Genomic DNA, 17,702 nt, shown 5'->3' on the forward strand with positions numbered 1-17,702 from the left:
GAGACAAAGAAAAAGGGCGGGGTTGCCCCGCCCTTTCGATGCGATTTTCGTTTGCTTCGGCCGGTCACCCCTTGAGGATCGAGGTTCCGGCGTAGTGGGCCTGGCGACCAAGCTCTTCCTCGATGCGGATGAGCTGGTTGTACTTCGCCGTACGATCGGAGCGCGCCAGCGAGCCGGTCTTGATCTGGCCGCAGTTGGTGGCGACCGCAAGATCGGCGATGGTGGCGTCCTCGGTCTCGCCCGAACGGTGCGACATGACGGCCGTGTAGGCAGCCTTGTGCGCGGTCTCGACCGCATCCAGCGTTTCCGACAGCGTGCCGATCTGGTTGACCTTGACGAGGATCGAATTGGCGACGCCCATGCGGATGCCGTCGCGCAGGCGTGCGGAATTGGTCACGAACAAATCGTCGCCCACAAGCTGAACCGTCTTGCCGATAAGGTCAGTCAGGTATTTCCAGCCTTCCCAGTCGTCCTCGGCCATGCCGTCCTCGATCGAGATGATCGGGTAGTCGGCAGCCAGCCGGGCCAGATATTTGGCCTGCGCCTTGGGATCGCGGGTCTTCTTCTCGCCCTCGTAGACGTAGTTGCCCTCCTTGAAGAACTCGGTCGAAGCGCAATCGAGCGCCAGCGCCACTTCTTCTCCGGGCTTGAAGCCGGCCTTCTCGATGGAAGCCATGACGAAGTCCAGCGCGGCCTGCGCGCTCTTCAGGTTCGGCGCGAAGCCGCCCTCGTCGCCGACATTGGTGTTGTGGCCGGCATCCTTGAGGCTCTTCTTGAGCGTGTGGAAGACCTCCGAGCCCCAGCGTACAGCCTCGCGGATCGAGGATGCGCCGACCGGCATGATCATGAATTCCTGGAAATCGATCGGATTGTCGGCATGGGCGCCGCCATTGATGATGTTCATCATCGGCACCGGCAGCACATGCGCCTGCGCGCCGCCGACATAGCGGTAGAGCGGCAGGCCGGTGGCCTCGGCCGCCGCCTTGGCGACGGCGAGCGATACGCCCAGAATGGCGTTGGCGCCGAGACGCCCCTTGTTCGGCGTGCCGTCCAGCTCGATCATAGTGCGATCAAGGTGGATCTGGTCCTCCGCCTCAAGGCCGCCGATAGCCTCGAAAATCTCGCCATTGACCGCCTCTACGGCCTTTTCGACACCCTTGCCGAGATAGCGCGGACCGCCATCGCGAAGTTCCACAGCTTCATGCGCGCCGGTGGACGCGCCGGAAGGGACGGCTGCGCGGCCCATGGAGCCGTCTTCGAGCACCACATCGACTTCGACAGTCGGGTTGCCCCGGCTATCGAGAATTTCGCGGCCTACGACATCGACAATAGCGGTCATTCGAAATCCCCGTTCCGGCTGTTGAAGAGATGGGCCACGTCATAGCCAATGAGCGGGCCAAAAGGCAATCGCTTCCTTAAAGCATGTCGCCCGAAAGTGGGAACCGGTTTCGGGATAATGGCATGCGCAAAAACAATAACCTGAAGCGCAAAGAGCGACTCTGAAAGATCGCGACGCGCTTTGTCATCCCGCCCGTTTGGGTGAAACGCCTCAAGCCTTGGCGATGGCGTCGAAGGACATCAGCTTTTCGAGCAGACGCGGCAAATCCTTCAGCGGCACCATGTTCGGGCCATCGGACGGCGCATTATCCGGGTCCTGATGGGTTTCGATGAACACGCCGGCGACGCCGACCGCCACCGCCGCCCGCGCCAGCGTCTCCACGAAACGCCGCTCGCCGCCGGATGAACCACCCTGCCCACCCGGCTGCTGCACGGAATGGGTGGCGTCGAAGATCACCGGCGCGCCCAGTTCCGCCATGATCGGCAGCGCGCGCATGTCCGACACCAGCGTATTGTAGCCGAACGAAGCGCCGCGCTCCGTCACCAGCACGTTGGGATTGCCGGACGCCACCAGCTTGGCGACCACGTTCTTCATGTCCCAGGGCGCAAGAAACTGCCCCTTCTTGACGTTCACCACCTTGCCGGTGCGGGCCGCCGCAATCAGCAGGTCGGTCTGACGGGACAGGAAAGCCGGGATTTGCAGGATGTCGACATGCGGAGCAACGATGGCGCACTGCTCCTCGGTGTGGATATCGGTCAGCACCGGCAGGCCGAATTCCTTGCGGATGTCATCGAAGATCGGCAGGGCCGTTTCCAGTCCCGCGCCGCGCTTGCCCGAAAGCGAGGTGCGGTTGGCCTTGTCGAAGCTGGACTTGTAGACGAGGCCGATGCCGAGTTTCTGCGTCATTTCCTTGAGCGCGCCCGCCATGTCGAAAGCGTGCTGCCGCGTCTCCAACTGGCAAGGCCCGGCAATCAGGGCCAGCGGCGCGCGATTGTCGAATGTGACGGCTCCGGCTTTCACCGCGGCGTTGGGGATGGTCATGAATTCTCCTCGAAAATGAAGATCGCGCCCTGCCCCGGCGCGGCTGGGACAATGATGCGATCAGCCCGCATGTCGTGATCCACCCCGGTCGATACAAGATGCCGGCGCGCAGCATCGAGATTGCATACCGAAAACACCACGGCTGAAAATGCGAGGGGTTCGCGGGTATCGCACGGCAGGCCGAAATGCTTCGCATATCCATCCGGCGTCATCACGGCGATGCGCGAATTGGGCAGATCGAGCTCGCCAGCCTGTCCGGCTGCGCCTGCTTCGGCGCCGGTGCTCAGAAAATCCGTAATCGCCGCGGGCTCCGGCGCGACCGCTACGATTTGCGCGATCCGTTTCGCGCCGTTCGCATGGGCTTCGAGAGCGGAACGGTCGACACGCGGCGCATTCACTCTCTGGCAGGCGAAGACGAAGGTCCCACGCATCTGCGGCATCGCTGCGAAGGCCAGGCGAAACGAGGCTGTATCGCTTCGCCCCGAGGCATCGACGAAGGGCCGTGAGAAATCCAGCCGGTCGCCCGCTGAAACACCGGCCTGCACATAGCGGCGATGATCCTCGTCGGCATCCTCGCTGCCGAAGACGACGGCGGAAAATCCTTCGGAACCGAAATTTTCGCGGTACATGCGGTCGCGCGTGACAAAGACGTTTCCCACGGTCGCCGCCGCATCGGTTGCAGCCTGATCCGCAACGGCGAGAGGCTCGATGAACGTACCGTCCGAAAAATAGAGGCAGCGGTTTTCCGTACCGAAAGGATGCACGCCACGGGGAGCGACGGTAAAGCCGAGACTAGTCAATCGCCCGCGCGCCAGATCGAGATCGGCGGTGGGTAAAACGAGATGGTCGAGCGGACGCGTCATTGCTGGCGGTGTGCCCCATTCTGCCCTGTCGTTCAAGACGACGCTTCGGACGGCACCGCACAAACTCCCGGAAATGTTCAGGCCGCGCGCGCCTGCTCCAGAACTTCCTGATAGGTATCCAGGTCGACGTAAAAGACGCGCGTAATCTCCCCGATCACTTCATCGTCGTCATAGCCTTGGGATTTCAAAATATTGATAGCCGTCAGTATGTCGAAGCGCTCGGTCAACCGCCGTTTTTGATAATCTTCGAGAAACCGCTCCATTCCTTCCCCCTGATCGATTGCCCAACCCATGAACAACACTCAGACGCGGAACGAACCCTAGGCAGACTTGCTTGCGCGGAACTTGCAGACGCCGTCGGCGTCTCCTTCAACCCCTTCCCGATCAACCCGAAAAGCCGGCCGACTCACTTGGCGCGGATGAATAATAACATGCATCTGCCGACACGCCACGGTTGCATTCGACCCTCGCATCGCCTTCCGCGCATGAAGCAGATAAACTTTGGCCGCAGCCGACGACGCTGCTATTCAGGAGGAGGAACAGCCGGAAGACGCAATGAAAAGCATTCTGCCGCTTGCAGCCAGCATCGCCATGATGTGCGCGCCCGCCTCATCGGCGAACGCCGCCGAACGGCTGCCGGATGGCGTTTATCATTGCGAAGTCTATCTTCTGGGGCAGTTTTTGAGCCTCGGCGATATCACCATCAAGGGCGACATCTATACCGGGCCTACCTATTTCCCGATGCCGCAGCAGGGCTACAATTACCAGATCGAAGCCAATGGCGAAATCTCCTGGCTGGGCCCGCTTGGAGGGTTCAGTTCAGGCGGCAACAGCGTTTCGTTGACACAGGTGACCTCGCTTGACCCGGCTGACGCCTCCTTCGACATCATCATGCGCCAGCCGCATGGCGCGTTCACCGCTTCGACCTGCACGATAAGATAACGCCCCCGCTGGAAGCGGGGCCGGCACGGGTTCAGCCTTCCAGCACTTCCTTGACCACCGTCGCCAGTTGCTTGAGCGAAAATGGCTTTGGCAGGAAACCGAACTGCGCGTCCTCCGGCAGATTTTTCGCGAACGCGTCCTCGGCGTAACCGGACACAAAGACGAACTTGATGTCAGGCTGGCGCTTGCGCAATTCACCGAGCAAGGTCGGGCCATCCATTTCGGGCATCACCACGTCGGAAACGACGATGTCGACCTGACCCTCCAGCGATTCGAACAGGTCCAGCGCCTCGACGCCGGACGACGCCTCATGCACGGTGTAGCCGCGCGAGGTCAGCGCCCTCACCCCGCCCATGCGCACCGCGTCCTCGTCTTCGACAAGAAGGACGGTCGCCGAGCCGGACAAATCCCTGGCGGCATCGGCCGGCTTTGCAGGCGTCGCACTTGCGTCCGCTCCATTGGCCACCGGCTTTTCCTCGACGCCCAGAGCAGGCTGCGCGGCCACAGCGGGCACGTGTCGCGGCAGAAAGATGCGGAAGGTGGTTCCCCTGGCGACTTCCGAATCACAGAATATGAAGCCGCCGGTCTGCTTGATGATGCCATAGACCATTGAAAGTCCGAGCCCGGTGCCCTTGCCCACTTCCTTGGTGGTGAAGAACGGCTCGAATATCTTCTTCAGCACATCCGGCGGAATGCCGCTGCCGGTGTCCTCAACCTCGACCAGGACATAATCGCCGGCTTCCAGCTCGCGATACTGGAAGGCCTTTGCTTCGTCAGCCGCCACATTGCGCGTGCGCACCGTCAGTTCGCCACCGCCAGGCATGGCGTCGCGGGCGTTGACCGCCAGATTGACGACCACCTGCTCGAACTGGCCGATATCCACCTTCACCGGCCACAGGTCACGGCCATGGTCGATTCTGAGCTTGATGTCATTGCCGACAAGACGGGCGAGCAACATGCGCAGATCGGCCAGCACGTCGGTCAGCGTCAGCACTTCGGGACGCAGCGTCTGCTTGCGCGAGAACGCCAGCAACTGCCGCACCAGCGAAGCGGCCCGATTTGCGTTCTGCTTGATATTCATGATGTCCGGGAAGGACGGATCGGACGGCCGATGGTTGGTCAGCAAAAGGTCGGACGCCATAATGATGGCGGTGAGCACGTTGTTGAAGTCATGCGCGATGCCGCCGGCAAGCTGGCCGACCGCCTGCATCTTCTGACTCTGCGCCATCTGGGATTCAAGCGCCTTCTGCTCGGTGGTGTCGACGGCGTAGACGATCGCCGCTTCCTCGGCTCCATCTCCGTCGGCCACGGCATTGACGTAGAAACGGATGTGCCGCTCCTCATTGTCCGGCAGCACAGTGTCGATGGGCGCGATATCCGCCTGCCGCTGGCGCGCCTTCTCCAGAGCGGTCTCGAAGGCCGGACGATCGCGTTCGTGGATGACTGTGTCCAGCCGCACGCGCTTGTCCAGCGCATCGCGATCCACCGCCGAACCGAACAGCGACAGGAACGGCGCGTTTGTACGCAGAATCCTGCCATCCTTGTCGACCCCGGCGATCGCCATGGGAGTCGAATTGAAAAAGCGGGTGAAGCGAACCTCGGAAGCCCTCAGATCCGCGGACGAATCCTCGCCTTCATTGCGATTGAGCACGATGGTGCGCGTAGGGCCGGCATGGCCGTCCCGCGTCGCCGTCACACGGTGCAGGAAGCGGACCGGCAGAGCCTCGCCCTTCATCGTGGTCAGGTCGAGATCGATGACGGCGTTGCGCACGGCGCCCGGATCGGGGCGCACGGAACGGACCAGCGCCATGCCGTCGCCAGCCACGATATCGGAGAGCGCCACGGCTCCCGGCGTGAAGCTCGCCAGATCGATGCCCAGCCATCCGGCCAGCGTCGCATTCACATAGGTGACACGCCCGTCCTGATCGGTGGAGAAGAAACCCGCCGGCGCATTGTCCAGATGGTCGATGGCTTTTTGCAGATCGAGGAAGAAGCGCTCCTGCTCCTCACGCTCGCGGGAGATTTCCGCCAGTTTCCAGGCGTGGAACGGCTGACGCTGTCCGGGAATGCGGAACGAACGCGCCTCCACACGATACCAGCATGCGCCGGGGCCGGCTCCCGGACGAATTGCCTGGTTGAGCCGGAATTCGCCATCGCCCTGCTGACCGTCGCGCAAGCCCGATGCAAGACGATAAATGATGGATGAGGCTTCGGGCGCATCCGACAACAGACCCTCGACCGTGCGGATGTCCGCGGCCGACGCCGCGCCCGTCATCTCGGCGTAAGCGCGGTTGGCGTAGACGATGCGATTCTTCGCATCCGTGACCACAAGGCCCTGCGCCATAGAATCGACGAAAGCCTTGGAAAGCTCGTCGCCGGTCGAGCGCGGCGCAATCTGGATGAAACCGATGGCCGTCGCGAACAGGAACCCGACGCCGATCATGGCGAGCACGCCAAGCATGCCAAGCAGGAACGGATCACCGAAGCGTTCCCGGAAAAGCCCGAACGCGACCGCCGAAGCAATGAGGACCAGGATGAAGATGATGAGCCGCGTCACCGTTCCCGGTCGCGTATTGTGGTCCACCATCGGAACCGGATAGAAATCGCCGCGCACTTCCTTGGCCATTTGCCCCCTGCTTACGATTCCTGCCCCTTGCCGACCCGAGCCGGTTGAATCACATTCTCCTTGCCCCGAAAAGGCCCGATGGGCAACTCTATGGTTAAAATGACGCCGGCCTGCGCGCTCGCCGTGGCGAATGCATCCGTTGGGAAGCGTTGAAGCGGGCAAAGGCAACTTGCAGTGGCGCAGGCCGGCGTTCTACTGTCCCGCGGATTCTACTGTGTGCTCCTGGGGGTGCCGATGTCTGAGTTTCTCGATAACGCTGGCGGGTCCGGCTATAGCGCGGCCATTCTATGGACCCTTGCCGCACTGGTTCTGCTCCTTGTGGCGCTGATCGTCGTGAAGATGGTTCGCAGTATGCGTTTTGGAACCTTTGTTTCAGGCGGGCGCAACCGAAAGACGAGACTGGCGGTCATGGACGCCACGGCCGTCGACAGCCACAGGCGTCTGGTGCTGGTTCGCCGCGACGACGTGGAGCATCTTATTCTGATTGGCGGACCGACCGACGTGGTGGTTGAACGCGACATCCGGCTGGCCGGCCCCAGGCGCGCCGCCCCCGGCAATGAACCCGCAATGGCGCAGCCACCGGCAAGGGCGCCGGCGCCGCCCGTTCAGCCGCCACCACCCGTTGCTGCGCCCCACAGGTCGGCGCCGGCTCCGGCGCAGCCGCCGGCGACAAGACCCGCCGAGTCGGCGCCGCCTGTGCCTGCGCCCGTCTCGCGCATGAACGCTCCCATGCCACCCCGTCCGGTGCAGTCCGTTGACGAGGCGCTGGACGATTCGCTGGCCAGCGAACTGGCCCTGTCGCTGGGCGAACCGGCCCCGGCATCCCCGCCTCCCAGCCCGACACTGGACGACGAGATGTCGAGGCTGCTGGGTGAATTGTCCAACGGAAAGCGCTGAAATAATCCTCCCGACAAGCAGGGTTCGCTTTTCGGGACCTTGCCGACGCCAAAAATAAAAAAGGCCGCCTGCCGGCGGCCTTTTTGTCTGCCCGGAAACGGACCATTCAGTCGTCGCGATATACTTTCTCGCGGCGCTCATGGCGTTCCTGCGCTTCGATCGACAAAGTCGCGATCGGCCGCGCATCGAGCCTTTTCAAAGAAATCGGATCCCCGGTTTCTTCACAATAACCGTACGTGCCCTCTTCGATCCGCTGCAATGCCGAATCGATCTTCGAAATCAGCTTGCGCTGGCGATCGCGCGCCCTGAGTTCGATGGCCCGGTCGGTCTCCGAAGAGGCGCGGTCCGCAAGATCGGGAAGATTGGCATTTTCCTGTTGAAGGATTTCAAGCGTCTCCCGCGCTTCACGCAGGATATCGTTTTTCCAGGCGATGAGCTTGTTGCGGAAGTAAGACTTCTGCCGTTCGTTCATGAACGGCTCGTCATCGGAGGGTATGTAATCGGCAGCAAGGTTTTGATTCATTCGACTCACCCGACAGCCCCAAGAATTGGCGCCTATATATTCGCGGGAGCAAGCCTGCACAAGCCTGTACTCGCCTCATCACACGAACGTATAAGACGGACACTTTCCCACCCCGCCCGTTGTTGCGCTCGGCCGCAGCAATCGATAATCCTTCGAGTAAGGGACACACGGGAGGGCTGGTGGCCAGACTTTATCTCCTGAGGCACGCCAGAGCCGGCTGGGCGCAGCCCGGAATGCGTGATTTCGACCGGCCGCTCGATCCCCCCGGCGCGGAAGAAGCCGTCTCCACCGGCGCGGCCATGCGGGCGTGTGGATATCAGCCAGATCTGACCCTCTGCTCCAACGCCCGCCGCGCGAGGGAAACGCTTGAAGGCGTCGCCGGCGGCGTGGACACCGGCCGCGTCGTGTTCCTCGACACGCTCTATACGGAAGACGCCGCCTTCTATCTCGACGCCATCCGCGAACATGGCCATCTGGGCTCCCTGCTGGTCATTGGGCACAACCCCATGATGGAAGATCTCACAGTCGCCGTATCAGGCGAAGGCGATGATGGCGCGCTCGCCGCGCTCCACCACGGCTTTCCAACGGCCGGCCTTGCCGTGCTGAACTTTGAAGGCGGCCTGTCGGAGGCCGCTCCCGGCAAGGGATATCTGGAAGCATTTCTTACGCCTGCGGGAATCTGAACTTCGCGCCTATTACATTGGGCAGGACAACGCCCTATATCGGTCGGGAAACGGGCCGGAAACGGATCAAATCAGGTCGTTTGGTTTCAATCAGTTGCATAAGGTTCTGTAACCGAATTGGCATCTTCGCTGACCACCTTCACCGACGAAGCACGCATTGCGCTGGACACGCTTTCCGGCCGGGCCGCCGGGATGTTCGCACCCACCTTGCGGCTCGGCGTCACCGGCCTCTCACGCGCCGGCAAGACCGTCTTCATTTCCGCCCTTGTCCACAATCTGCTGCATGGCGGCCGCCTGCCCCTGTTCGAAGCCAGGAAATCAGGCCGCATCGCCCGGGCGTATCTTGAGGAACAGCCGGACGATGCGGTGCCGCGCTTCCAGTACGAAGACCATATCGCCACGCTCGTCGAAGAGCGCCTGTGGCCGGATTCGACCCGCGCCGTCTCGGAACTCAGGCTCACCATAGAATATGAATCCGCTTCGGGCTGGAGCCGTATGTTCTCCGCCGGGAAGCTGTCGCTGGACATCATCGACTATCCCGGAGAATGGCTGCTCGATCTGCCGCTGCTTGGAAAATCCTACTCTGATTTCTCTCGCGAAGCCTTTGAAATGGCGGAGCTTCCGGTTCGTGCAGACCTTTCTCAGGACTGGCGCTCCCTTTCCGCATCCGTCGATTCCGATGCCGATAGCGACGAAATCACTGCGCGACGCCTGTCGGAAAGCTTCGCGGCTTACCTGAGGGCTTGCAAGCTCGATGAGCGCGCCCTCTCCACCTTGCCGCCCGGGCGGTTCCTGATGCCGGGCGATCTTGAAGGCTCGCCCGCGCTCACCTTCGCGCCGTTGCCGGCAAATGGGGGACGCCGGGCGCGGCCCGGATCGTTGCGTGCAATGATGGAACGCCGCTACGAAGCCTACAAAACCCATGTGGTGAAGCCGTTCTTCCGCGAGCACATCACCCGGCTCGACCGGCAAATCGTGTTGATAGACGCCTTGCAGGCGCTGAACGCCGGCCCCGGCGCAATGGCCGATCTGGAACGCGCCGTCACTGAAATCCTTGCCTGCTTCCGCCCCGGCCGGGGCAATTTCCTGACCGATCTGGTATCGCGGCGCATCGACCGTATCCTGATCGCCGCCACCAAGGCCGACCATCTGCATCATGAAAGTCATGATCGTTTGCAGGCAATCGTGCGGCGGCTTGCGGATCGCGCTATCGCGCGCGCCAATTTCACCGGCGCCGATGTCGACGTGGTGGCCATGGCCGCTGTCAGGGCCACCCGCGAAGGCACGGTAAAGCAGGGCCGCGAAATCCTGCCTGTCATTCTCGGCACGCCTCTGGCGGGCGAAACCATTGGCGGCCAGTCATTCGATGGTGAAACGGAAACAGCCATATTTCCCGGTGACTTGCCGGAAAAAGCTGACTCTGTTTTTGAGACAGGAAACGGTCATCGGCAGAATGACGCCGATCCGACGATCCGCTTTGTCCGCTTTCGCCCGCCAAGGCTGGAACGCACCGCCGAAGGTGTTACGCTGTCCCTGCCGCATATCAGGCTCGATCGCGCCCTTCAGTTTCTGATCGGAGACCGGCTGGCATGAGCAATACGCCTCGCAGGCCATCAGCCTTCCCCATCTCGCCCGAGGCAATCGAAGCCGGAGTGGGCCACAAGGTGAAGGATCAGCTTCCGCCGGAAGCTTCGACCCCACGCAAGCCCCGCGCCGCGCCCGTCGAAATGGCGGTGGCGACACCCCTGGAGCAGGACGTCTTTCATGCGCCGGATATTTCCGAAGCATTACCGCCGCCGGCAACTGCACCACGCGGACATTCGCTGGCGGCCCGCATTCTGCTGGGCGCTGTCGGCGTTCTCATTTCGCTGGGAATCGGCCTGTGGATAGACAATCTCATCCGCTCGCTTTTTGAACGCACCCAATGGCTCGGCTGGCTGGCCGCCGGCGTCGCCGTGATCGGCGCGGTTGCCCTCTTCGTCGTGCTTGCCCGCGAACTCCGGGCCGTCGCCCGCCTTGCCGGGGTCGAAAAGATGCAGAAGCGTGCGCTGGACGCCCTCGCACGCAACGATCCCAAGGCCGCGCGCGCGGTGGTGGACGAACTCTCCGCCTTCCTGGCTTCCAGACCGGAAACCGCCGCCGGTCGCCGCGCGCTGGAGGAACTGCGTGGCGAGATCATCGACGGCGCCGACCTCGTGCGCCTGGCGGAAACCGAAATCCTCGCTCCCCTTGACGCCCGCGCCAAAATCATGGTGCTCGACGCCGCCAAACGCGTCTCGCTGGTGACGGCGGTCAGCCCGCGCGCCATCGTCGACATCGCTTATGTCGCTTTCGAATCGGCGCGACTCATCCGCCGGCTTTCGCAGTTGTATGGTGGACGCCCGGGCACGCTCGGTTTCTTCCGGCTGGCGCGTGGCGTGCTTGCCCATCTGGCCATCACCGGCTCGATCGCCCTTGGCGACGGCTTCGTTCAGCAGATACTTGGCCATGGGCTCGCAGCCCGGCTTTCCGCCAAGCTGGGCGAAGGCGTCATCAACGGCATGCTCACCGCGCGTATCGGTCTCGCCGCCATGGACACCACCCGTCCGCTGCCGTTTCAGGCTTTGAGGAGGCCCGGCATGGGCGATTTCCTCTCCGCCCTGACCTCCTTCGCCGGCAAGGAAAGCCGTGGGAAACCACAAGAAGAAACCTCGGGCTGATACACTTTGTGACGCGACGGAAGCTGGTGAAAAGGCGATTTGTCCGGCATATGGTCAGAAACCGTTAACCATTCTTGTTCATGGTTCGGCCAAGGTTCCTCTCAGTATTTTGTTGCCGGGTATCCTCGATGAAAAGCGTGATCGTGTCTTCCGTGCTGCCGCTGGCGATGGCCATTTCGGCAACCGCAATCCTTCCGGCAACCGCTTCCGCCGGCGAGCGCGACAAGCAGTTCTTCCAGACTGTCGAAGGCAAATGGGTTGGCCCCGGCGAAATCGTCGCGGGCAAATACAAGGGCACCCGGTTCACCTGCACCTTCACCGGCTCGACGCCTGAACTTAAGACCGGCATGACTCTCGATGGCTCCTGCCGCGTTGGCGTGTTCACCCAGCAGATGACAGCCACCGTCGAACACAAGGGCCGCAGCGGCTACAAGGGTTCTTTCATGGGCGGTTCGTCCGGCGAAGGACTCGACATCGTCGCCGGCAACGTGGTGGACCCGCGCAAGGTTGTCTTCGCCATCAACCGCAATCAACTCAACGGCGTGATGCAGGCGCGCATCCCCAATGACGATTCGATGATCGTGACCGTTTCGGTGAAGGTCGACAAGCAGGTGGTGCCGGTGATCGGCATGAACCTCAAGCGCGTGGATGGCGCACCGGTGGGCAAGCTCGCCAAGAACTGACGAGCCTGCCCAAATCCCGTCAGGCGGCGTTCGCGCCCGATTCCTTGTCGAGCACCATGTAGTCCAGCGGCAGCTCGGTCGTGCTCTTGATCTGCTCCATGGCGAAAGCCGACGACACGTCACGAATCTCGATCTTGGCGATCAGCCGCTTGTAGAAGGCGTCATAGGCAGCGATATCCGGCACCACAACGCGCAGCAGATAGTCGACATCGCCGCTCATGCGGTAGAACTCGACCACTTCCGGAAATTCCTGGATCACCTCGGAAAAGCGCCGCAGCCATTCGTGGCTGTGCGAATTGGTGCGGATCGAGACGAACACGTTGACGCGAACGTTGATCCTCGTCGGGTCGAGAAGCGCCACGCGGCGCTTGATGACGCCCTCCTCCTCCAGCTTCTGGATACGCCGCCAGCACGGGGTGGTCGACAGGCCCACCTTCTTGGCGACATCGGCCACGGCCAGCGTGGCGTCCTCCTGCAAGAGGCGCAGAATTTTTCGGTCGAGGCGGTCCATGGGCGCTCCTTGTAGAAAACTTGTCCAATTTTCAGATAAGGAAGCCCATTAAACAAGAAAAAAATTCCGGTCAAAACACGAATTGCAAGTGATAAATTCTCAAAACCTCAGCTTAACCGGTGGCGGATTTCCGCCTGGAGGAAGGGCAGCAATTCCATTTCGTACCAGGGATTCTTCTTCAGCCAGCCCGTATTTCTCCAGGAAGGATGCGGGAGCGGCAGAACCTTGACCCTGCCTTCCGCCTCCCAGACAGCCCGCCAGTCCTTCACAGTCTCGGTCAGGGACGCCTTGCGCAAGGCCCCCATATGCCAGTTCTGGGCATAGATGCCGATGGTCAGGATCAGGTCGATCTGCGGCATCAGGACCATCAACCGCTCACGCCATGCCGGTGCGCATTCACGGCGCGGCGGCAGATCGCCACCTTTGGCATCCTGTCCCGGAAAGCAGAACCCCATCGGCACGATGGCGAATTTTTCCGGATTGTAGAACTCGGCGCTCGTCACACCCAGCCACGAGCGCAAGCGGTCGCCCGAAGCATCGGTGAAGGGCGCGCCGCTGAGATGCACCTTCGTCCCCGGCGCCTGGCTGGCGATGAGGATGCGGGCAGTCGAGGACGTCACCAGCACCGGGCGCGGCTCGTGCGGCAGCGGATGCCCGATGGGTCGCTCCACGCAGATGCGGCAGGCCCGCACCTTGCGCGTCAGGAGCGCAAGAGCTTCGTCCGGTTCCGGTTTCCAGATTTCGGACACCAGGGATCAGGCGGCCGCGCTGGGCCGCGCCTTCATCGCCTGATGCCAGCGCCGCACATGGGTCAGTTCCTCCGGAAGCTCGATACGGGCAGGTTTCATGAAGTCGACGGCGACCAGCCCGGTGATGTCGGCAATCGAACAGGCGTCGCCGGCGACGAACTCGCGGCCGGCCAGCTCGCTGTCGAGAAAATGCAGGAAGTCGATGACCTTCGGCTTGTTGGCCTCACCCCATTCGGGAATCTGCGGCACCTCCCAATCTTTCATCGCCGGGTGAATATGGCGGAACGCGTTGGCCACGCGCATGAGCAGGTCCAGTTCCATGCGCCGCTGCCACATCTCCACCAGCGCCTTGCCCAGCGCTCCTTCCCCGAATAGCGGCGGAGTTGGGTGAAGCTCCTCGAAATAGCGGCAGATGGCCACGGATTCGCACAGCACCGTTCCGTCATCCAGTTCGAGAACCGGCAGACGCTGCAAGGGATTGCGCGACCGTATCTCTTCGGAACGGTGCCCCATCGCCCCCATATCGACCGGCACGAGTGGCACCTCGATGCCCTTCTCCGCAAGAAACACACGCACCCTGCGTGGATTGGGCGCCTTCCCGCCATCATACAATTTCATGAATTTCTCCCTGCCGCCTGTGTGAATGAAAATATAGGTCCGCCTTCACCAGAAGCGAAGCAGTTGCCGCAACCAGTCACCGATTGCGGCAAGCGCGTCATGTTCGGGTTCCACCTTTGCGCCTTGCCGGTCGCGCCACTGGCGCGGGCGCTCGAACTCGCCGGCCCATACGCCGAGCCCCGCCGAACGGGCGGCGGCCTCGTCCCGCTCGAAGTCGCCATAGGCCACGGCCCAGCCCTGCGCCACCTGCGCCCGGTTGAGGTCCACGCCGCCGGACGTGCAATCGGCGAGCAGGCGTCCATACTGATCGTTGCGCCAGCCGCTGCACGCCACGGTCTTGTTCTGGGTGAGCCGCAACAAGGCCTCGCGCGATTGCCGGCCGCACGGATATTCGCGCCCCTCGCGAACGCAGTTCTGCCGGTACTCGGGCGCATCGATGCCCCGCAGGCGTATGCGCTGGCCATCAAGTTCTATGGAATCGCCATCAACGATCTTCGCGGAGCCCTGCTCCGTGCGCGTATTCGCCTGATCGAGCCGAGCCACAAGAAAAGCCAGCACAGCGAACAGTGCGATGGTCATTCCATAGTCGAGCGCCCGCCTTGCCGGGCTGCGACGCCGCTGGCTGCGGTAGCGGTTTCCGTCACGCGAACGCAATCTGCTCATATGGCAAACAAAGTCTTAAGCATTCGCCCGTAGCGTATCGGCTGTAGATGCTGGCCGCATAGATTGAACCCTTTCATGCCGTTGCAACGCTCAACCACAGCGGACAAGAATATTGTGGACCGCCGCAAACCGCATCGCAACAGCGATGTGGCGCGCGCTGTACGCAAGACCCGCGACCGTCTGGCGCAACAGGCCGGCAATCCCGATTTCGACCGGGAGATGCTGAAGCTGCATGCCCGCGCCGTAGTGGGCGGCGCGCTTTTCCTTCCGGGGCTGATACTTCTCGTCACAATCGCCGGAGCGGCCGCCGGCGTCGGCAGCCGGATTCTCGTTTGGGGAGGCGTCACCCTGCTGTTCAACGCCGCCCTGCTTGTCGTGGCCCAGCGCATCGACAAGACGGACGCGGCCCTGATCAAGCCGGGCTCTGCAAAGCGAAACTTCCTGTTCGCGCATGCGCTTTCCGGTTTTGGCTGGGCGCTTTTCGCCATGCTAAGCTGCGCGTCCTGCGCCGTCGATCAGTTCCACGTAGTGAAGGCGGTCGCGCTGTTGCTCGCCATGGCCGCCACCGCGATCATGACCTCCTCGCTCAGCGGAGCTCTGGTCGCGACCTTCGCCTTGCCCGTCGCAGCCTATGCCTACGCTTCCAAATGGCCAATGGCGCCCATCGACATGATGATGCTGGCGCTGCTGGCCGTCGCCCTGCCCTTCCTGTCCTATGTCGCACGCCATCTGCATCGCTCATCGATCATGCTGCTTTCCTTCCGTTCCGAAAAGGATGCGCTGATCGCCGAACTGGAAACAGCCAAGGCGATGTCGGATGAAGCCCGCCACCGCGCCGAAGAAGCAAATCTGGCCAAGTCGCGCTTCCTCGCCTCCATGAGCCACGAGTTGCGCACACCGCTGAACGCCATTCTGGGCTTTTCGGAAGTGATGGCCGACGAGGTCCTGGGTCCCGTCGGTAACGAGACCTACAAGGATTACGCCGGCGACATTCATCAATCCGGCCAGCATCTGCTCAATCTCATCAACGAGATACTCGATCTGTCCCGCATCGAGGCTGGCCGCTACCAGCTTCAGGAGGAGCCGGTCACACTGGCGTTTCTCGCCGAGGACAGTTGCCACATGATGGAGCTTCGGGCGCGCAACAAGGGCATCCGCATCAATCCGCAGTTCGAGCCGACGCTGCCGCGCCTGTTTGCGGATGAGCGCGCTATTCGCCAGATTCTGCTCAATCTGCTGTCGAACGCGATCAAGTTCACGCCCACCGGCGGCGAAATCCGCGTGCGTGTCGGCTGGACAGCCGGCGGCGGACAGTACATTTCGGTCAAGGACAATGGGCCCGGCATTCCGCAGGACGAGATTCCGGTTGTCCTGTCGGCATTCGGTCAGGGGACAATCGCCATCAAGAGCGCGGAGCAGGGAACGGGCCTTGGCCTGCCCATCGTGCAGGGGCTCGTGGCCATGCATGGCGGCGAGTTCGAACTCCATTCGCGACTGCGCGAAGGAACGGAGGCGATCGTCATCTTCCCGCCGTCACGCGTCATGGAAGAGCTTCCGGCCCTGCCCACAAGAATGGCGGCGAACGCAGGCTGGTAAGGTCTATCCTGCGTTTCTGAGCAGCGGGCGTTCTGACGAACGCAGCTTCCGTTGCTCCAGCTTCTTTTCCAGGCCGCATTTGTGCAACGTCAGACGATTTCGTCTGACTGCAAAATGCTCTAGCGTTGCGCCGCCGCCATTCCCGAAGCCATCTGCACCGCAGCCTTCACCAGCCCTGCGCCAAGCGCTGCTCCAACGCCCTCGCCGTGCCCTATGCCGAGATCGAGCAGCGGCGTCATGCCGATGAACTCCGTCGCGCGTCGGTGGCCGGGCTCGGGCGACAGGCTCGCCAGAATGCAATGGTCGAGCGCGCCCGGCTTGGCCTTGTGCAAGGCGGCGGCGGCCGCCGTTGCTGCAAACCCGTCGATCAGAACCGGGATACGCTCCATGCGCGCGGCCAGAATGGCGCCGGCGATAGCCGCAAATTCGCGACCGCCCACACGCGCCAGCGCCTCCAGAGGGTCGTCAAGATGCGGTCCGTGAAGTTCGAGCGCCTGATCGACGATCGCCGCCTTGCGCGCAACGGCGGCTTCGTCGGCCCCGCTTCCCGGACCGACCCAGTCCCTGCCCGCACCGCCGAACAGCGCTGCCAGAAGCACCGCCGCCACCGTGGAATTGCCTACGCCCATATCACCGAGGCAAAGCAGGTCCGAACCGCCGGCGATGGCCTCCATGCCGAAAGCCATGGTTGCGGCACAGCCGCGCTCATCCAGCGCCGGTTCGCGGGTGATGTCTCCTGTCGGCAGGTCGAGCGCGAGATCGAACACCTTGAGGCCGAGATCGTAGGTCAGGCACACCTGGTTGATGGCCGCGCCTCCGGCCGCGCACAGTTCCACCGCTTCCGCCGTGGCCGTGACCGGGCGCGGCGAAACGCCGTGCGCGGCCACTCCGTGCGTACCGGCGAAGATCGCAACCAGCGGACGCGACACCTGCGGGCGCGCACGGCCGGTCCAGCCCGCGAACCACGCGGCGAGGTCCTCCATGACGCCGAGCGGCCCCTGAGCCAGCGCGGCTTTGGCGAAGACCTGACGGATGCCCGCTTCGACCTTCTCATCGGGCTCCGGCAACTTGTCCAGAAGGCCACGGAAATCCTCAAACGGCAATGCGCTGACCATGTGCGCCGGCTCCTTGCAAAACTGCCGTCCGCATAGCCCTCCAGCGCCTCACTGACAACCGCCATCGCCAAAAACGGCACAACCCGGCGGCGGTGGAAAAGCTTGCATCATCTTCCAGGGTGCACCATGTGGGATGGAGTCCAGCTTCTTTGTT

Annotated in this window: 18 protein-coding genes; 7 read left to right on the top strand and 11 right to left on the bottom strand. The window is 62.6% G+C overall.

Features of this window, described 5'->3' with window-relative positions; translation table 11 throughout:
• Positions 1 to 64: 64 nt before the first annotated feature.
• The 4 genes from eno to ABID44_RS02155 all read right to left on the bottom strand — a co-directional run bounded on the left by eno (position 65) and on the right by ABID44_RS02155 (position 3,506).
• Positions 65 to 1,339 (bottom strand): phosphopyruvate hydratase, encoded by a 1,275-nt coding sequence (gene eno / locus ABID44_RS02140; protein WP_354150023.1) that lies wholly within the window; start codon positions 1,337 to 1,339, stop codon positions 65 to 67.
• A gap of 210 nt (positions 1,340 to 1,549) precedes the next feature.
• The gene (gene kdsA, locus ABID44_RS02145) at positions 1,550 to 2,380 is read right to left on the bottom strand and encodes a 3-deoxy-8-phosphooctulonate synthase (RefSeq protein ID WP_354150024.1); all 831 of its coding nucleotides are present in this window, start codon (positions 2,378 to 2,380) and stop codon (positions 1,550 to 1,552) included.
• Positions 2,377 to 3,279 (bottom strand): VOC family protein, encoded by a 903-nt coding sequence (locus tag ABID44_RS02150; protein ID WP_354150025.1) that lies wholly within the window; start codon positions 3,277 to 3,279, stop codon positions 2,377 to 2,379. Before ABID44_RS02150 ends, kdsA begins: the two co-directional genes overlap by 4 nt.
• A 41-nt stretch (positions 3,280 to 3,320) precedes the next feature.
• Positions 3,321 to 3,506, bottom strand: a complete 186-nt coding sequence (locus ABID44_RS02155) for a hypothetical protein (RefSeq protein ID WP_354150190.1) — start codon at positions 3,504 to 3,506, stop codon at positions 3,321 to 3,323.
• Positions 3,507 to 3,834: 328 nt separating this feature from the next.
• On the opposite strand from ABID44_RS02155, the gene ABID44_RS02160 reads away from it, so the two are divergent.
• A complete protein-coding gene (locus ABID44_RS02160; RefSeq protein WP_354150191.1) occupies positions 3,835 to 4,185 on the top strand; it encodes a hypothetical protein in 351 nt (116 codons plus the stop codon).
• Between the two features lie 31 nt (positions 4,186 to 4,216).
• Here the strand turns inward: ABID44_RS02160 and cckA are convergent, their stop codons facing one another.
• Positions 4,217 to 6,811, bottom strand: a complete 2,595-nt coding sequence (gene cckA, locus ABID44_RS02165; protein ID WP_354150026.1) for a cell cycle histidine kinase CckA — start codon at positions 6,809 to 6,811, stop codon at positions 4,217 to 4,219.
• Between the two features lie 234 nt (positions 6,812 to 7,045).
• On the opposite strand from cckA, the gene ABID44_RS02170 reads away from it, so the two are divergent.
• On the top strand, positions 7,046 to 7,708 hold the full coding sequence (locus ABID44_RS02170; protein WP_354150027.1) for a hypothetical protein: 663 nt from the start codon (positions 7,046 to 7,048) through the stop codon (positions 7,706 to 7,708).
• 106 nt (positions 7,709 to 7,814) lie between these two features.
• Here the strand turns inward: ABID44_RS02170 and dksA are convergent, their stop codons facing one another.
• Positions 7,815 to 8,231: an RNA polymerase-binding protein DksA gene (gene dksA / locus ABID44_RS02175; protein ID WP_354150192.1), complete on the bottom strand. Its 417-nt coding sequence runs from the start codon at positions 8,229 to 8,231 to the stop codon at positions 7,815 to 7,817.
• A gap of 179 nt (positions 8,232 to 8,410) precedes the next feature.
• Here dksA and ABID44_RS02180 point away from each other — a divergent pair, with 179 nt between their 5' ends.
• From ABID44_RS02180 to ABID44_RS02195, 4 genes are all read left to right on the top strand, one after another.
• Positions 8,411 to 8,914, top strand: coding sequence for a SixA phosphatase family protein (locus ABID44_RS02180; RefSeq protein WP_354150028.1), 504 nt, complete (start codon positions 8,411 to 8,413; stop codon positions 8,912 to 8,914).
• A 117-nt stretch (positions 8,915 to 9,031) separates the two neighbouring features.
• Complete coding sequence (locus ABID44_RS02185; RefSeq protein ID WP_354150029.1) at positions 9,032 to 10,507, top strand: YcjX family GTP-binding protein; 1,476 nt, start codon at positions 9,032 to 9,034, stop codon at positions 10,505 to 10,507.
• Complete coding sequence (locus tag ABID44_RS02190) at positions 10,504 to 11,613, top strand: YcjF family protein (RefSeq protein WP_354150030.1); 1,110 nt, start codon at positions 10,504 to 10,506, stop codon at positions 11,611 to 11,613. The genes ABID44_RS02185 and ABID44_RS02190 overlap by 4 nt, the downstream gene beginning before the upstream one ends.
• Before the next feature lie 128 nt (positions 11,614 to 11,741).
• On the top strand, positions 11,742 to 12,296 hold the full coding sequence (locus ABID44_RS02195; protein WP_354150031.1) for a hypothetical protein: 555 nt from the start codon (positions 11,742 to 11,744) through the stop codon (positions 12,294 to 12,296).
• A 19-nt stretch (positions 12,297 to 12,315) separates the two neighbouring features.
• Here the strand turns inward: ABID44_RS02195 and ABID44_RS02200 are convergent, their stop codons facing one another.
• The 4 genes from ABID44_RS02200 to ABID44_RS02215 all read right to left on the bottom strand — a co-directional run bounded on the left by ABID44_RS02200 (position 12,316) and on the right by ABID44_RS02215 (position 14,837).
• Complete coding sequence (locus ABID44_RS02200; RefSeq protein WP_354150032.1) at positions 12,316 to 12,807, bottom strand: Lrp/AsnC family transcriptional regulator; 492 nt, start codon at positions 12,805 to 12,807, stop codon at positions 12,316 to 12,318.
• Positions 12,808 to 12,914: 107 nt separating this feature from the next.
• Positions 12,915 to 13,556 carry a uracil-DNA glycosylase family protein gene (locus ABID44_RS02205; RefSeq protein WP_354150033.1) on the bottom strand — a complete coding sequence of 214 codons (642 nt, stop codon included), beginning with the start codon at positions 13,554 to 13,556 and terminating at the stop codon, positions 12,915 to 12,917.
• A gap of 6 nt (positions 13,557 to 13,562) precedes the next feature.
• Positions 13,563 to 14,174, bottom strand: a complete 612-nt coding sequence (locus ABID44_RS02210; protein WP_354150034.1) for a glutathione S-transferase — start codon at positions 14,172 to 14,174, stop codon at positions 13,563 to 13,565.
• 45 nt (positions 14,175 to 14,219) lie between these two features.
• Positions 14,220 to 14,837: a thermonuclease family protein gene (locus ABID44_RS02215; RefSeq protein ID WP_354150035.1), complete on the bottom strand. Its 618-nt coding sequence runs from the start codon at positions 14,835 to 14,837 to the stop codon at positions 14,220 to 14,222.
• Between the two features lie 75 nt (positions 14,838 to 14,912).
• Here ABID44_RS02215 and ABID44_RS02220 point away from each other — a divergent pair, with 75 nt between their 5' ends.
• Entirely contained in the window at positions 14,913 to 16,433 is a 1,521-nt protein-coding gene (locus ABID44_RS02220; protein WP_354150036.1) for a sensor histidine kinase, read from the top strand.
• Between the two features lie 119 nt (positions 16,434 to 16,552).
• Here ABID44_RS02220 and ABID44_RS02225 read toward each other — a convergent pair whose 3' ends face one another.
• Positions 16,553 to 17,548, bottom strand: coding sequence for a nicotinate-nucleotide--dimethylbenzimidazole phosphoribosyltransferase (locus tag ABID44_RS02225; protein WP_354150037.1), 996 nt, complete (start codon positions 17,546 to 17,548; stop codon positions 16,553 to 16,555).
• Positions 17,549 to 17,702 lie beyond the last annotated feature (154 nt).

The sequence above is a fragment of the Aquamicrobium ahrensii genome (genome assembly GCF_040545755.1).
GTDB lineage: Bacteria > Pseudomonadota > Alphaproteobacteria > Rhizobiales > Rhizobiaceae > Mesorhizobium > Mesorhizobium ahrensii.

Bases quoted from the DNA above. Each gene is read 5' to 3' on its own strand.
- ABID44_RS02215 (WP_354150035.1), bottom strand. From the start codon at position 14,837: ATGAGCAGATTGCGTTCGCGTGACGGAAACCGCTACCGCAGCCAGCGG.
- ABID44_RS02220 (WP_354150036.1), top strand. From the start codon at position 14,913: ATGCCGTTGCAACGCTCAACCACAGCGGACAAGAATATTGTGGACCGC.
- ABID44_RS02170 (WP_354150027.1), top strand. From the start codon at position 7,046: ATGTCTGAGTTTCTCGATAACGCTGGCGGGTCCGGCTATAGCGCGGCC.
- ABID44_RS02195 (WP_354150031.1), top strand. From the start codon at position 11,742: ATGAAAAGCGTGATCGTGTCTTCCGTGCTGCCGCTGGCGATGGCCATT.
- ABID44_RS02155 (WP_354150190.1), bottom strand. From the start codon at position 3,506: ATGGAGCGGTTTCTCGAAGATTATCAAAAACGGCGGTTGACCGAGCGC.
- kdsA (WP_354150024.1), bottom strand. From the start codon at position 2,380: ATGACCATCCCCAACGCCGCGGTGAAAGCCGGAGCCGTCACATTCGAC.
- ABID44_RS02225 (WP_354150037.1), bottom strand. From the start codon at position 17,548: ATGGTCAGCGCATTGCCGTTTGAGGATTTCCGTGGCCTTCTGGACAAG.
- ABID44_RS02210 (WP_354150034.1), bottom strand. From the start codon at position 14,174: ATGAAATTGTATGATGGCGGGAAGGCGCCCAATCCACGCAGGGTGCGT.
- dksA (WP_354150192.1), bottom strand. From the start codon at position 8,231: ATGAATCAAAACCTTGCTGCCGATTACATACCCTCCGATGACGAGCCG.
- cckA (WP_354150026.1), bottom strand. From the start codon at position 6,811: ATGGCCAAGGAAGTGCGCGGCGATTTCTATCCGGTTCCGATGGTGGAC.
- ABID44_RS02160 (WP_354150191.1), top strand. From the start codon at position 3,835: ATGATGTGCGCGCCCGCCTCATCGGCGAACGCCGCCGAACGGCTGCCG.
- ABID44_RS02190 (WP_354150030.1), top strand. From the start codon at position 10,504: ATGAGCAATACGCCTCGCAGGCCATCAGCCTTCCCCATCTCGCCCGAG.
- eno (WP_354150023.1), bottom strand. From the start codon at position 1,339: ATGACCGCTATTGTCGATGTCGTAGGCCGCGAAATTCTCGATAGCCGG.
- ABID44_RS02200 (WP_354150032.1), bottom strand. From the start codon at position 12,807: ATGGACCGCCTCGACCGAAAAATTCTGCGCCTCTTGCAGGAGGACGCC.